This window comes from Winogradskyella marina, from assembly GCF_015645385.1.
In the GTDB taxonomy this organism is placed as follows: Bacteria; Bacteroidota; Bacteroidia; order Flavobacteriales; family Flavobacteriaceae; genus Winogradskyella; species Winogradskyella marina.
On sequence record NZ_JADOET010000009.1, the window covers coordinates 144,171 to 159,064 of the forward strand.

The following is a 14,894-nucleotide window of genomic DNA, read 5'->3' on the forward strand; positions in this document are numbered from 1 at the left end:
CTTTAGATAAATCGAAAATTTATGTGCCATCTGTATTGCTATATGTACCGCTATTTTTACCATTTAAAACTAAATTAGCACAAGGCAAGGTTGTCTTGAGTAAGGCTGTCTGTAATTATTCCTTTTAGCGTTTGCGCGTAGGAGGTAAGATTAAATAGAAGGACTGTAAAGGTTTTAAGTAATGCTTTAAAAAATACACACATACAGAATTAAGGGTTTAAAATTGATCTTTTTAACCTTATTCGTTTACGATTATTAAGAAACCAGTACTAACAAAAAAAAGCAAGCCTTTTAGAGCTTGCTTTTCAATGTGGTTTGTTATCTTTTAAATTAACGATTAATAATATAGAAGTATGATCGTCTGTTTAATTGATGCTCTTCTTCTGAACATTTTACGCCATTAGAACATTCATTTAAAAGTTGCGATTCACCATAGCCAATAGCACTAACTATTCTGCTAGCATCGATACCTCTAGAAATAATATAATCTCTTGTCGATTTTGCACGTCTATCAGATAACTTCATGTTATACTTATCTCGACCTCTACTATCAGTATGAGATTCAATTTTTATAACCATTTCTGAATGTTTGCGCAATACATCTACAATATTCTCTAATTCATATTCGGCATCCGTTCTAATATTCGATTTGTCAAAATCAAAGTAAATTGGATTAATAACAATTTGATTATCTTTAAGTAAAGGAGTCAACGTTAAGTCTAATGTGTTCGTTTTTTCATTTTCGTTACTTGTAGTAACTGTTCCTTTGTCGTTTTTGTAATCTGGTTTGCTACCTAAGATGGTATAGGTTTGATCGCATTCTACATCAAATATATAGACACCATCTTCTTGAGTTGTAGTTTCTTCAATAATTTTACCTGTTTCATCAATGAGTTGAACGGTAACATCACTTAATATAATATCAGTTCTCGCTTCTCTAACAACACCTGTAATTTGTTGGTTACATTCTGTAATGCTAAAGCTGTAAATATCATCTCCTCCTTTACCTTCTGGTCTATTGGACGAGAAATATCCTTTTTCAGTATCGTTATCTATAAAGTAAGCAAAATCATCATAACCACTATTAAAAGGTGCTCCAATATTTACAGGATCTGTAGTTGCTTCACCAGTTAAGATATTGGATTTAAAAATATCTAATAAGCCTAAGTTTAAATGCCCATCTGAAGAAAAGTAAAAGGTATTGTCTTTACTTATAAAAGGAAACATTTCACGACCTTCAGTGTTAATGTCTTCACCTAAATTTACAGGTGTACCATATGTTCCATCATCGTTTATTTCAACGGAATAGATATCTGTTTGACCAAATCCTCCTTCGCGATCAGATACAAAGTATAATGTTTTATTATCTCTACTTAAAGCTGGGTGACCTGTTGAGAAATAGTCATCATTAAAAGGTAAACTTTTAATATCAGTCCATTGTTCTCCGACTAAGGTGGCTTTATAAATTTGAAGGTGTGTTGTTCCTTCTTTATCGTATTTTAATCGATTTCGTTTATTCGTATTGTCGCGAGTAAAATACATGGTTTTGCCATCGTTAGTTATAGCAATGGATGCCTCATGATAGTCTGTGTTTATGTCGTCTGCATTAATTAGAGCAGGCGAACCATAAGATTGATGACCTTCGTCTTCATCTTTAATTTCAATTTGATAGATATCTAGAAACGGTTCTTTGTTCCAGCTATAAACTTTGTTGTCATCACTTCTGCTTGAAGCAATATAGAGCGTATTACCATGAACATAAGAACCAAAATCTGAGTTTTCAGAGTTAAATTCTAAATTTTCTATGCTCACAATAATGTCATCATTTTTCGAAGTAAGTTTATCGAATAAATCAGTTTCATCAGGATCATAACCTTTTAGTCTACTGTCGCCTTGTTGTGCTTCACTAAGTTTTTTGAACCACACATCAGCTTCTTCATAATTTCCAACACTTCTCAATGATTGAATATATTTGTAGATGTATTCGGCCTCAATATTTTTATGTTCAGCTAATGCTTTACCATACCAATAAACGGCTTTTTCTGAATTAGAATTATTATAGTAAGCATCACCTAAACGTGTTAACACATGTGCATCACTTTTGCCTTTTTCAACCGCTTTTTCATATAATTCAATGGCTTTTACGTAACCATAATTCTCAAAGAATTTATCGGCCAATTTCGTTTGGGCAAATGCAAACGAACTACTTAAAATTATAACGAGCGCTAATATTTTGATTTTCATAATAAGGGCTTTTTAGAAATATCTTGGCGATTTAATACGTTTACTTTTAAAGACTTCAAACATTAATAATACTTCGTGAGTACCACTTGTGTAAGGTCTAATATCTGAAAGGGGATACTCGTAAGCATAACCAATTCTTAACTGTTTTGACACCTGGAAATCTGCAATACCACCAAGAGCAGCTGCATTTTGATTCACTCTATAGGCTCCACCTAACCAAAGTTTTTCATGGAATAGAAAGTTTGCCGAAATATCGAAAGATAAAGGCGCACCATTAGTAGCTTTTAAAAGTGCAGATGGTTTAAGTTTAGTATTTTCACTAAGGTCAAAAACATAGCCACCCGTAAAGTAATAACTAATACGCTCTAGGGCCACATAATCTGCTGAGCCACTTCCTCCATTGTTGTAATCTGTGTTTAGAATTCTCGGTGCAGATAATCCTAAATACCACTTATTGGAATGTAAATATAAACCAGCTCCAAAATTAGGACTCCAACGATTAGATACATCGTTAAAGAATGGATCGTTTACAACCGAAGGATCACTGAGTAATTCTTCATCTAGGCTATAATGTGTAAAACCACCTTTTATTCCAAACGCTAATTTTACGGTCTCACTCGCTTTAACTGTGTATGAATAATCTGCGTATAGGTATGAAAAATTTTCATAACCTAATTTGTCATTGATAAAGGAAATTCCTAAACCCATGTTTTCGTTACGCAGTGGCGTGTGAACGGATAATGTTTGCGTTTCTGGACCACCTTCTAGGCCAACCCATTGACTTCTATGTAAGCCAACGATACTAAGTGTTTCTCTACTTCCAGCGTAAGCAGGATTAATAGAAATCGTATTAAACATGTACTGCGTAAACTGAGGTAGCTGCTGAGAAAAGGCAGTAGAAACACTCAAAAATAGTACTGTAATACTTATGATTTTTGATAACTTCATCGGTTAAGTTTTAATTAATTTGTAGCTACGTAGATAGGTCCTGCAAAAGGATCTAAACCACTATTCTTTAAGTTAATAATATAATAATATGTACCTGTTGGGACTTTACCAGAACTTCCTATTGAAGAACCGTGAGCTTCACCATTCCAATCGTTTTGGTAATTATTAGATTTATAAATTTCAGCACCCCAACGATTAAATATTTGTAGTTCAATTACAAACCCACAATCTTCAACACCTGTTAAAGTAAAGAATTCATTATAGGCATCACCATTGGCTGTTACTGATTTAGAGATCACAACATTTTCCTCTCCACAAGCTAACACAACACAATCATCGTCTAAAGTTACAGTAACGACTGCTTCAGATGGACAAGCCCCTTCTGAAATAGAGTACATAAATGTATAGACACCAACTTCTGCAGATGTAGGATCAAAGAAACTTCCATCAATAGTGGCATCACCTGAAACGACACTCCATGTTCCATTCATATCAAAGTCACCAGATAATAAATTGAATAAATCTAATTCTGAATCTAGTATACATAGATTAGTATCCATCGTTTCGATGATATTACTTGTTTCTACAGTAATAGTTTGAGTGTATACGGCTTGGTTGCCACAATCATCTGTAACTGTCCAAGTTCTTGTAATTGTGTAATCATCAAAATCATTGGTTTGATTAGATTCTTCATTAAAGGATACATCCATATCATTTGAACATGAATCTTCGAATGATAAACTAGGCACTTCAGGAATGTCGTCACAAGTCACTACGATTGTATCTTCATATTCATTTAACAGTGTTGGTGCTGTAGTATCTTGAACCGTAATAATTTGAGTATGTATCGTTTCATTTTCACAACTGTCTGTTGCAGTCCATGTACGCACAATACTATAATCACCCATACAAGATCCCTCTGTAATTTCTTCTTCAAATACAACTTCTGCAGTACCACAACTATCAGTAGCAGTTAATGTTTCTGCGGTTGGAACAGCGTCACACTCTACAGTTATATCAGCTGGTAATGTTTCATTAAACATTGGTGCGGTTGTGTCTTGAACAGTAATGGTTTGTACAACTGTTGTTGTATTATCACAATCGTCAGTTAAAGACCATGTTCTTGAAATAACAGATGCACCAGGACAAGTTCCATCTTCAACACTATCGGTGTAGGTCGCTTCAAGATCAGAAGCACAGTTGTCTGATTCATCAGTTACATCACCTGTAATAGTTAGGTCTGTAACATCAACATCACATTCAATTGTGATATCAGCAGGCACGCTAAAAGTAGGTGCTGTTGTATCTTGAACAGTTATAGTTTGAACAAATGTTGTTGTATTATCACAATCATCAGTTAAAGACCACGTTCTTGAAATGATTGAAGATCCAGGACAAGTTCCGTCTGCAACACTATCGGTAAAGATAGCATCAAGATCAGAAGCACAGTTATCTGATTCGTCAGTAACATCTCCAGTAATTGTTAAGTCTGTAGGATCAACATCACATTCTATTGTGATATCAGCAGGTCCACTAAAAGTAGGTGCTGTTGTATCTTGCACAGTAATGGTTTGAACATACGTTGTCGTATTATCACAATCATCAATTAAAGACCACGTTCTAGAAATGATTGAAGATCCAGGGCAAGTTCCGTCTGCAACACTATCTGTAAATGTAGCCTTAAGATCGGTAGAGCAATTATCTGATTCGTCATTGACATAACCAGTAATTGATAAGTCTGTAGCATCTACATCACATTCAATTGTAATATCATCTGGTACTGTAAATTCTGGTGCGATGGTGTCGTTTACAATTATTAATTGTGTGCATTCTGCACTGTTTAGAATTGTAGTTTCATCTTCGTCACGTACACCATTGCTGTTTGTATCTTCATATGATGTAATAGTGTAAGTACGTGTAATAGTTTGTTCGCAAGTTCCTTGATCACTACTATTCTGAGCTGTAATTTCAATAAGTCCACATGCATTATCTCCTATAATTCCATCAGCATTACCTAAGGCTTCAAAAGCTTCAATTGTATAAGCTGTTTCTGAGGGTAACTCACTGTAACAAGCTACGGTAGTGTCTTCAAAAGTAGGACACGTTACCTCAAACTCACAGCATATTGCGGCATCGCCAGATAAGGTAATGGTATTACATAAATTAGCATCTTGTATTTCAATATTGTAATCTTCAGTGCCAGATATAGCATCAGAAGTCCACGTAAAAGTATCATCATCATTAGTAGCCCAAGTACCAGGTTGGCCATTTCCAATTGCTGTAAAAGGTGCCGTTCCTGTAAATGTAGCAACCACAGTGTAAGTTGTGCCGTCTTCAGAGCATTCTAAGGTTTCCGCAGATATTAAGGTAATATCATTTGTAAAGTTAACTGTTACCGCTAATCTTTCTAAACTTTCACAACTATTGCTAGTCGTTTGTGTTGCATAATAAGTGTTTCCATCAATTAACTCTTCAGAAGAATCTAAAGAAGATGTGTCTGTTTCACTTGCATACCATTGAATATTTGTACCAGTAGCACTTAAGTCTGCTATAGTAGGTTCACTAGATTCACAAAACTCTTGAACACTATTACCTGTTGGAGTTGTTGTTGTGTTTAGGCTAATAGTAATGGTTGCAGGAGTAGACGTAACACCAATCATATCTGTTATAGTATACTCTATAGAGGTTCCGGAAAAGCTAGGAAGTGCCTCAAACAATACAACACCTTGGTTGTTGACAGAAAATGTTCCTTCATTCGGAATAGTTACCGAAGTGCTAGGTAGCGATGTTATCGGATCTATTAACTCTACAGCTGTTATATCTATATCATAAGTACCGGCAGAATCATTGTTTAAAACACTAATTTCTATTTCTGTATCATCAGAGGTAATACATAAAGTATCATCAACGGCAACAGGAGTAATTATTTGAGAAGGACAACGAGCACCATCTCCAGGTAATACATCTATTAATTGGTTATATGGTGTTGCAGCTAAATTTCCTGTGTGTGGTTCTTCTATTCTATAGATATTTCCTGAGGCATTATTTGCAATGAACATGTTTCCAAGAGCATCCATATATGCCGTACCAAATTGGTTGGTTGTTTCAGAACTTAATCCAGTTACTAATCCAAGATCGTCAACTGTGTTACTAGTAATATTAAAACGTAACAACTTTCTATCATTTGTGCTTGTTACAAAATAGATATTGCCATCTATTGGGCTAAAAGTAATGTCATTAACCGTTGTTGGATAATTTAACAACGTTGATGCCGTTAAATAGTTAGGACTAGAAGGGTTTAAGTCTATAGAAACAAATTTATCTAATCCGTGTAAAACTAAAAGGCCATTTTCATTGATATCTCCAGAGCTGTAATCTCCAACAGTAAATGGTCCTACAATTGGAAGGAATTCTACATTTGCTGACGCATCAATTTTTACAATATTGTTAGTGAACTGTTGTATACCATAAATATTATTATCTAGAACATTATAACCAATCGCGTTAACAAATTGTGATTCATTAGTGTTTTCAATTAATGGCGCTTTAATTAATGTTTGTTCATGAGTTACTAAATTATATGAATATAGTCCAGACACAAAATCACCTTCACTATTTCTTTCATTAACAATAATATAAGCAAAACCATCCTCACAATCAAAAGGAGTATTGAGGCACTCGGCAGGTGATGAGCCTGTTAAATCAAGCGATCCACATTTGTCAGATATTGTAATATTATAATCTTCTACCGTACTTTCAATAGGACTAGAAACCCAAGTGGTTGTTCCATCACCATTATCTGTGAATATACCTGACTGACCATCTCCTGAAGCTGTAAATGGCGCTGTACCAGTAAAAGTGGCTTCTATCGTATATAAAGTTCCATGAACAACTATGCAACTTGCCTCTTGTGGGTTTAATAATGAAATTTCATCACTGAAGTTAACAGTAACAGCAAGTCTATCTAAACTTTCACATCCATCACTACTTGTTTGTGAGGCATAATAAGTTGTACCTTCAGTTAAAGCCGTATTAGAGTTTAATGGAGTATTACTGTTTTCATCAGCATACCACATAATATTACTTCCAGTGGCATTTAAATCTGAAATTGTAGAATTATTAGCTTCACAGAATTCTTGATTTGAAGAACCTGTTGGTGCTGCGGTTTCGTTTAAACTAATGGTAATAACACCTGGATTAGAGACGTGTCCTAAAACATCTGAAATTGTGTATTGTACGGATGTACCAGAAAAAGTTTGTAATGCTGTAAACGTTACCTCACCATTTGTACCTAAAGTGAAAGTTCCTTGTCCTGGAATAGTCACAGTATTGGTTGGAAGTGTCGTACTAGGATCTAAGAGTTGAACTGATGCGATATCTAAAGCATAAGTTCCTTCTGAGTCATTAGCAGCAATATTAAGTGTGATTTCTGTTGTATCTGAAGTAATACAAATATCATCAGCAATAGCCATTGGTTTAGTCGGTTGGGTAGGGCATCGTGCACCGTCACCTGGACTAACACCTGGTAAATTACTGTAAAACGCAGCAGTTAAACCACCTAAATGTGGAGTGTTTATTTTATAAGTATTACCAGAAGAGTTATTTGCAACATACATATTACCTAAAGTATCCATATAGGCTGTTCCAAAAGAATTTGTTGATTCTGATTCTAACCCTGAAACTTGACCAAGAGTCGATATTGTATTTGTTGTGGTATCAAACTTTAATAAGCTTCTAGAGCTATTACTCGTTAAAATATACAGGTTATTGTCAATAGGGCTAAAAGCCATATCGTTACTAACAACAAAATGTTGTAACACTATATTGGCAACTAAATAATTTGGACTTGTTGGATTTAAGTCTATAGTTACAAATCGTCCTTGTCCGTATAAATATAAAATACCATTTTCATCGATATCACCAGACGGATAATTACTACCTGTTAAACCAGTTACAGTTAAAAGTTCTATATCACCATTATTATCAATTTTAACAACTTTGTTACTGCCTTGTAAAAAACCATATAAGTAATTGTCTACAACGTTATAACCAATAGCATTTATAAATTGAGATGTTGTTGTATCTGAAATAAGAGGATCTTTGATCTCGGAAAGCGAATTAGTAGACAAGTCAAATGAGTAAAGACCTGTCACGTTTCCATTACCACTACCTACGTTTGTTAATATATAACCAAAACCATCAGCACAACTAAAAGCCATGTTCGCTTTACCTCTAAGGCTTTGTTGTAAGTCATTATATTTCGATTCAGAGACATAACGTGCATTGGTTAGCTCTAAATCCTCAGATGGAACTTGTTTGTTTTTGGTTGCGTTTTGATTTTTTGTAACCAAAACTTGACCATATGAGCTAAAACTCACCATACTTAACGTAATGGCAAACACCAAGGACATTACCAGTTTACTCGGTGTTATTAATTTGGGGTTGTAAAAATGTTTCATTCTAAACGTTTTTAAGTAAATCAGGTTATGATTGCTTTAAAATTTGATTTTGTATTTTTTAATTATGAAATCGCTTTGATACATACAACTATATAATGGGTTGTAATAGGTATTAAGGAATTCGTTTGAAAAAATATTGATAAAAATAATAGGTCTGGAAAAGGTTGAATTAATCATCTTAAAAGCGCCGTTAAATAAACGGATCACTTGATTTTGAATAATTGTATAGGAGAGGATGTTATTCCCGTAGGTTTGTCCATTCATTCCTGTATTTCTTTCTATTTCCATGACATTTAAATTAAAAATGATGTCGTAAACTTTTTAGATACAAACTAACATATCTATTGTTTAAATGGGTTATTAAAATATTTAGAGGGAAGGGGTTTTTGGTAACAAAATACCAAAACATGGATTTAATAATATATTTTTTAGTTTGGGGTCTTTTACATTAATTTTACATGACAAATTAAACTATAACAACACTGATAAACAAAAATTTATGTTAAAGGGGCAATATACTCGTCAAAACGGACATATGCAACCTTTCATCGAAAAAAAACGTATTTAATCGAGTTAAAATGAAAAAACTAATAATAATAAGGCATGGTAAATCGTCCTGGGAACATGATGTAACGGATAGAAATAGACCGTTAAAAACGAGGGGTGAAAACGATTCTGAGCTGGTTGTCAGAGAGTTAGCTAAGAAAGATGATGTTCCGTGTAAGTTGTTCTCGAGTCCTGCAAACAGGGCACTTAGTACTTGTAAGATTTTTACCGCATTTCTGGAAATTTCTGAAAGCGAAATAATTATTTCTGAAGACCTATATGATTTTGATGGAAAAAATGTAATTAACTTTATTAAAAATTTACCAAACGAATATGAAAAGGTTATGATTTTTGGTCATAATCATGCTTTAACATCAATTTCTAATATATTTGGTGACACATTTATAGATAATCTTCCTACAAGCGGTTTAGTAAAACTTACTTTTGATATTGATGACTGGAAGGATCTAAAACAAGGAACCACAGAATTTATAATAATCCCAAAGGATTTAAAAGAATGACAAAAGACAAAAACATTTATATAAATAGAGAATTAAGTTGGTTAAAATTTAACGAGCGTGTATTGCAAGAAGCTGCAGATAAAAATGTACCTCTTATTGAACGGTTACGTTTTTTAGGAATTTTCTCTAATAATTTAGATGAGTTTTTTAAAGTTAGATATGCTACTGTAAAACGAATTTATGAAGCTGGCAAAGGTGGTAAATCCGAATTAGGAGGTATTACGGCAGGTGTTCTTTTAGAAGAAATAACGCAAATCGTAATCGCACAACAAAGCTACAGTTTAGAGATTTTAGATGAGATAGATTTAGAGCTTAAAAATGAAAATATATACGTCATCAATGAAACTGAAATTGACAGTTATCATCATGATTTTATAAAAAACTATTTCTACCAAGAAATTAGTCCTGCTCTTGTGGTTATAATGCTTAACGAAGATGTTGCACTACCAGAACTCATGGACATTTCGGCTTATTTAACAGTAAAAATGACAAATTCAGATGGAAAGGACCAAGTGGCATTGGTAGAAATTTCATCAGATATGGATCGTTTTGTAGTGCTACCGAGTAAAAACGGTAACAACTATATTATTATGGTGGATGATATTTTAAGATATTGTTTAGACGATATTTTTAATATTTTTAAATATGATAGTATTAGTGCTCACATGATTAAAATTACTAGAGATGGTGAGTTAGATTTTGATAGCGATTTAAGTAAGAGTTTTATAGAAAAACTATCCGATAGTGTTAAAGATAGACAAAGTGGAGCACCTGTTCGCTTTGTCTATGATATGAGTATTAGTAAAGACACTTTAAGTTTTTTACTGAAACACATGTCTATTGATGAAAAAGAAAGTATAATTCCGGGAGGTAGATATCATAACCGAAGAGATTATATGAGTTTTCCAAGTTTAGGGAGAACGGATTTACTCTATGATAAAATTAGACCACTTCCTGTAAAAGGACTTAGTTTAGAAGAGAGTATTTTTAAAACCATTGCTAAAAAAGATTACTTGGTTTATACACCTTACCACACCTTTTCATATATCGTTAAATTTTTAAGGGAGGCTGCTTTAGATCCAAAAGTAAAAACTATAAAAATTACTATTTATAGATTAGCTCAAATCTCTCATGTTGCAAGTTCCTTAATTAATGCTGCTAAAAACGGTAAAAAGGTAACGGTTTCGATAGAGCTTAGAGCGCGTTTTGATGAAGCTGCAAATATTAATTATGCAGAACAAATGCAAGATGAAGGTATTAAAATGCTCTTTGGTGTAACGGGTTTAAAAGTGCATTGTAAAATGTGCGTTATTGAACGTGAAGAAAAGGATAAACTCGTAAGGTATGGTTTTATAAGTACAGGGAATTTTAACGAGTCTACAGCAAAAATTTATACGGATTTTACCTTAATGACCTCAAATTCAAAAATCTTAAAAGAAGTCAATAAAGTATTTGATTTTTTTGAAGTCAATTATAAAGTGAATCGATACAAGCACCTTATTACGTCGCCACATTATACCAAATCTAAGTTATTTGCATTAATTGATAATGAAATAGAAAGTGCCCAAAACGGTAAGCCTGCTTATATTAAACTTAAAATGAATAGTATAAGCAGCTATAAAATGATTGATAAGCTATATGAAGCAAGTCGGGCTGGTGTAAAAATTCAAATGATTGTTAGAGGGCTATGTTGTTTGGTGCCAGGTGTAAAGGGGATGAGTGAAAATATAGAAATTATAAGTATTATAGATAAATTCCTAGAACATACACGTTTGTATATATTTTCAAATAAAAATAATCCGAAAATCTACATTTCTTCAGCAGATTGGATGACCAGAAATATAGATAATAGAGTAGAGGTTAGTTGCCCAATTTATGATGAAGATATCAAAGTTGAGCTACAACATTTATTTGATATTTGTTGGAATGACAATGTAAAAGCACGTGTCATTAATGAAAACCAGGATAATACCTATCGCAGAAACGACAATCCTAAAGTAAGATCGCAATTTGATACGTATAAGTATTACTTAAATAAATTAGAAATATAATTATGCTAAAAATACAGAAGTTTGCAGCTATTGATATTGGATCTAATGCCGTAAGGTTACTAATTTCAAATATTATAGAACAAGATGATGAACCTACAATCTTTAAAAAGAACTCGTTAGTTCGTGTTCCAATTCGATTAGGCGCAGATGTATTTCTAAAAGGTGAAATATCTGAATATAATCAGGAGCGAATGTTAGATACCATGAAAGCGTTTAGTCTTATAATTAAATCCCATGGTGTGTCTCGTTACAAAGCCTGTGCAACATCTGCCATGCGAGAAGCTAAAAATAGCGAGTCTTTATCACAGAAAATCTTTGAAACTTGTGGTATTAATATAGAAATAATTGATGGTGAAGAAGAAGCTACTATCATTGCAGCAACCGATTTGAAATCCTTTATAAACCCAAATAGAACATACCTTTATGTAGATGTTGGAGGAGGAAGTACTGAGTTTTCTATAATACACAATGGTGATAAAAAATTGTCTAAATCATTTAAAATCGGAACCGTAAGATTATTAAATGATATTGTTAAGAACGAAACTTGGTTAGAAGTAGAACGTTGGATTAAAGACCATACCAAACAATATGATAAAATAGAGTTGATAGGATCTGGTGGTAACATTAATAAGATTTTTAAGATTTCAGGTAAAAGTGTTGGTAAACCGTTAACCTACTTCTATTTAACAAGCTATTATAAAACACTTCAAAATTACTCGTATGAAGAGCGTATTACAAAGCTAAATCTAAATCAAGATAGAGCAGATGTAATTATTCCTGCAACCAGAATTTACTTGTCTGCAATGAAATGGAGTGGTGCAAAAGATGTTTATGTGCCCAAAATTGGACTATCAGATGGTATTATAAAAAGTATGTATTTTGAAACAGTTTCGAGTATTACGATTTAATTTTTGCTGATAAATATTCCATTTGTCCGATTTTTCACTAGATAGACCTATTAATTGATTGTAGGTTTAATATTTACTTATATTAGTCGTCTCAAATTGAAAATTATGAAAAAACACTTATTTGCCCTACTATTCATTTCCTTTACGTCTATTGTAATGTCTCAAGATATTTTATACGGAGTAAGAGGAGCGTTAAATGTCTCTAATCTAGATTTTGATCCAGATGCTGATTTTGAAAACAAACACAGAAATGGTTTTGCTTTTGCTGGTTTTGCGGATTTTAATTTATCAGATAATTTATCCTTATTAACAGAGTTACAATGGTCTGCAGAAGGAGCAAAAGAAAGAAACCTTAGAGCAGATTATCTTAAATTACCTATCCTGCTTAGATTTTCAATATCAGATAATATGTTGTTAGGAGTTGGTCCTCAGGTTGCATTAAAAACATGGGAATATGAAGATGCCTTCTCAACATTTGTATTTTCTGGTGTTGCTGGGTTAGAGTATATGATCACTGATGAGTTGTTCTTAGATGCAAGATATTATTACGGAGTTACAAATATTCTTGAAGAAGACTTAACAGATATAGAAGCTAAAAACCATGTGATTCAATTTGGTTTTGGAATCAAAATATAAAATGAAAACACTTCAAATAATTTATAAGCCTTAACAGATGTTGAGGCTTTATTGTTGCAGATATTTTAATTGCTAGTAAAAATATTAGCCATGAATCGTTTCTTTATTACCTAAATCTCTCATTATCTCGGCTTCATAATCCAAAAGTGCTTCCCATTTTTGGTCAACTTCAGTTCTGTCACCATATTGTCTAGCGAAATTTAAAAACATGGTGTAATGACCAGCTTCACTGATCATAAGTTTACGATAGAATTTAGCTAATTTTTTATCCTCTAATTCTTCAGATAACAATCTAAAACGTTCACAACTTCGTGCTTCAATTAAGGCTGCATATAATAATCGGTGAACTAATTGTGTAGTTCTACTTCCTCCTTTGGGAAAAAACTTTATTAGTGCAATGACATAATCATCTTTACGATCTCTACCAAGAGTCCAGCCTTTTTCTAAAATCCGGTCGTGTACCATTTTAAAATGGCTCATTTCTTCGTTTACGAGTGCGATCATTTCTTGCACGAGTTCTGTGTATTCAGGAAAACCTACAATTAATGAAATCGCTGTACTGGCTGCCTTTTGCTCACAATACGCATGATCGGTTAAAATATCTTCAATATTCTTTTCAACAATATTGACCCATCTTGGATCGGTTGGTAATTTTAGTCCTAACATGTTTTGAATAATTAAGTTATTTAGAGATTGAGTTATTGAAAAAAAAATGTCACATTGAGCGCAGTCAAAATACGAATAAAAACGAGGTTTAAAATGTCTTAGACTCCGCTCAGACTGACATTTTATATGAATTGTATTTAATTCACATCAACTTGAACAATATTCGATTTTCCGTTTTCTTTAATATACAAGGTATGGAAAGCATACTTATCTGTTTCAGGAATAGCATGAACAATATCAATTAAAACCATATTGGTATACGTTGGGTCGTCATTAACTTGAATGGACTTTAAAACTGCCAATTTATCAAAATTATATAAATGAGAACCAGCAACTAAATTGTCAGTGTATTTAAAGTCTTTATTTACCTTTTGTTTATCGAAACTCTCATTGTAAATTTCTTTATCATTTTTAGTTACACTAACATCAAATTTGAAATTTCTATAATACGTTTGGTAATTGATAGTGTCTTTTATTTTTGAAAACAGAACGGCATTAGACATATCAGAGTAGGTCTTTATTTTTACGCGATAACCGTTGCTCATTATGGTGTCGACCTCATGTTCCATATAGTTTTTCGGAATATAAACATTGGTTTCAAAATTGACTGTTTTTTTGAATTTTTCAATGCTATCTGATAAGGCCTGACCTTGTGTTTTTCTACCATCACAGCTTGTAAAAGCTATAATACTTACAATTAAAAGGCCTAGGAAATGTTTCATATGCTTGAATTTTAAATCAAGGTATTTATTGGTTCTTTCTTCTATCTCTTATGCTCAATACCATTGAAATACTATAAGGTCACTAGATGAAGCAATCTTCTAAAATCCAGTATCAAACGGATCTGTAAAAATAAAATTGGCAACCAATAAAATTGCACTTGCAATAATAATGATTAAATGTATGTTTTTTTTT

9 protein-coding genes are annotated in these 14,894 nt (G+C 32.9%); 4 read left to right on the forward strand and 5 right to left on the reverse strand.

Annotation, left to right across the window (positions count from 1 at the left end):
* Window positions 1–330: 330 nt before the first annotated feature.
* Genes ITJ86_RS11755 through ITJ86_RS11765 form a run of 3 tightly spaced genes read right to left on the reverse strand, consistent with a single transcriptional unit; the run spans window position 331 to window position 8,651 of the window.
* Complete coding sequence (locus ITJ86_RS11755) at window positions 331–2,244, reverse strand: OmpA family protein (protein ID WP_195871832.1); 1,914 nt, start codon at window positions 2,242–2,244, stop codon at window positions 331–333.
* A 12-nt stretch (window positions 2,245–2,256) separates the two neighbouring features.
* A complete protein-coding gene (locus tag ITJ86_RS11760) occupies window positions 2,257–3,192 on the reverse strand; it encodes a PorP/SprF family type IX secretion system membrane protein (RefSeq protein WP_195871833.1) in 936 nt (311 codons plus the stop codon).
* 14 nt (window positions 3,193–3,206) lie between these two features.
* Entirely contained in the window at window positions 3,207–8,651 is a 5,445-nt protein-coding gene (locus ITJ86_RS11765; protein WP_195871834.1) for a DUF6923 family protein, read from the reverse strand.
* A gap of 578 nt (window positions 8,652–9,229) precedes the next feature.
* On the opposite strand from ITJ86_RS11765, the gene ITJ86_RS11770 reads away from it, so the two are divergent.
* The 4 genes from ITJ86_RS11770 to ITJ86_RS11785 all read left to right on the forward strand — a co-directional run bounded on the left by ITJ86_RS11770 (window position 9,230) and on the right by ITJ86_RS11785 (window position 13,313).
* Window positions 9,230–9,718, forward strand: coding sequence for a SixA phosphatase family protein (locus ITJ86_RS11770; RefSeq protein ID WP_195871835.1), 489 nt, complete (start codon window positions 9,230–9,232; stop codon window positions 9,716–9,718).
* Entirely contained in the window at window positions 9,715–11,769 is a 2,055-nt protein-coding gene (ppk1, locus tag ITJ86_RS11775; RefSeq protein ID WP_195871836.1) for a polyphosphate kinase 1, read from the forward strand. Before ITJ86_RS11770 ends, ppk1 begins: the two co-directional genes overlap by 4 nt.
* Window positions 11,770–11,771: 2 nt before the next feature.
* Window positions 11,772–12,677: a Ppx/GppA phosphatase family protein gene (locus ITJ86_RS11780; RefSeq protein WP_195871837.1), complete on the forward strand. Its 906-nt coding sequence runs from the start codon at window positions 11,772–11,774 to the stop codon at window positions 12,675–12,677.
* 105 nt (window positions 12,678–12,782) lie between these two features.
* Complete coding sequence (locus ITJ86_RS11785) at window positions 12,783–13,313, forward strand: porin family protein (RefSeq protein ID WP_195871838.1); 531 nt, start codon at window positions 12,783–12,785, stop codon at window positions 13,311–13,313.
* Between the two features lie 84 nt (window positions 13,314–13,397).
* Here ITJ86_RS11785 and miaE read toward each other — a convergent pair whose 3' ends face one another.
* Both miaE and ITJ86_RS11795 read right to left on the reverse strand, forming a co-directional pair.
* Window positions 13,398–13,979, reverse strand: a complete 582-nt coding sequence (gene miaE / locus ITJ86_RS11790; RefSeq protein ID WP_195871839.1) for a tRNA-(ms[2]io[6]A)-hydroxylase — start codon at window positions 13,977–13,979, stop codon at window positions 13,398–13,400.
* Between the two features lie 137 nt (window positions 13,980–14,116).
* Window positions 14,117–14,701 (reverse strand): hypothetical protein, encoded by a 585-nt coding sequence (locus ITJ86_RS11795; protein WP_195871840.1) that lies wholly within the window; start codon window positions 14,699–14,701, stop codon window positions 14,117–14,119.
* Between the last annotated feature and the right edge of the window lie 193 nt (window positions 14,702–14,894).

Coding starts and splice junctions, on each gene's coding strand:
- ITJ86_RS11760 (WP_195871833.1), bottom strand. CDS start 3,192: ATGAAGTTATCAAAAATCATAAGTATTACAGTACTATTTTTGAGTGTT.
- ITJ86_RS11780 (WP_195871837.1), top strand. CDS start 11,772: ATGCTAAAAATACAGAAGTTTGCAGCTATTGATATTGGATCTAATGCC.
- ITJ86_RS11770 (WP_195871835.1), top strand. CDS start 9,230: ATGAAAAAACTAATAATAATAAGGCATGGTAAATCGTCCTGGGAACAT.
- miaE (WP_195871839.1), bottom strand. CDS start 13,979: ATGTTAGGACTAAAATTACCAACCGATCCAAGATGGGTCAATATTGTT.
- ITJ86_RS11755 (WP_195871832.1), bottom strand. CDS start 2,244: ATGAAAATCAAAATATTAGCGCTCGTTATAATTTTAAGTAGTTCGTTT.
- ITJ86_RS11785 (WP_195871838.1), top strand. CDS start 12,783: ATGAAAAAACACTTATTTGCCCTACTATTCATTTCCTTTACGTCTATT.
- ITJ86_RS11795 (WP_195871840.1), bottom strand. CDS start 14,701: ATGAAACATTTCCTAGGCCTTTTAATTGTAAGTATTATAGCTTTTACA.
- ITJ86_RS11765 (WP_195871834.1), bottom strand. CDS start 8,651: ATGAAACATTTTTACAACCCCAAATTAATAACACCGAGTAAACTGGTA.
- ppk1 (WP_195871836.1), top strand. CDS start 9,715: ATGACAAAAGACAAAAACATTTATATAAATAGAGAATTAAGTTGGTTA.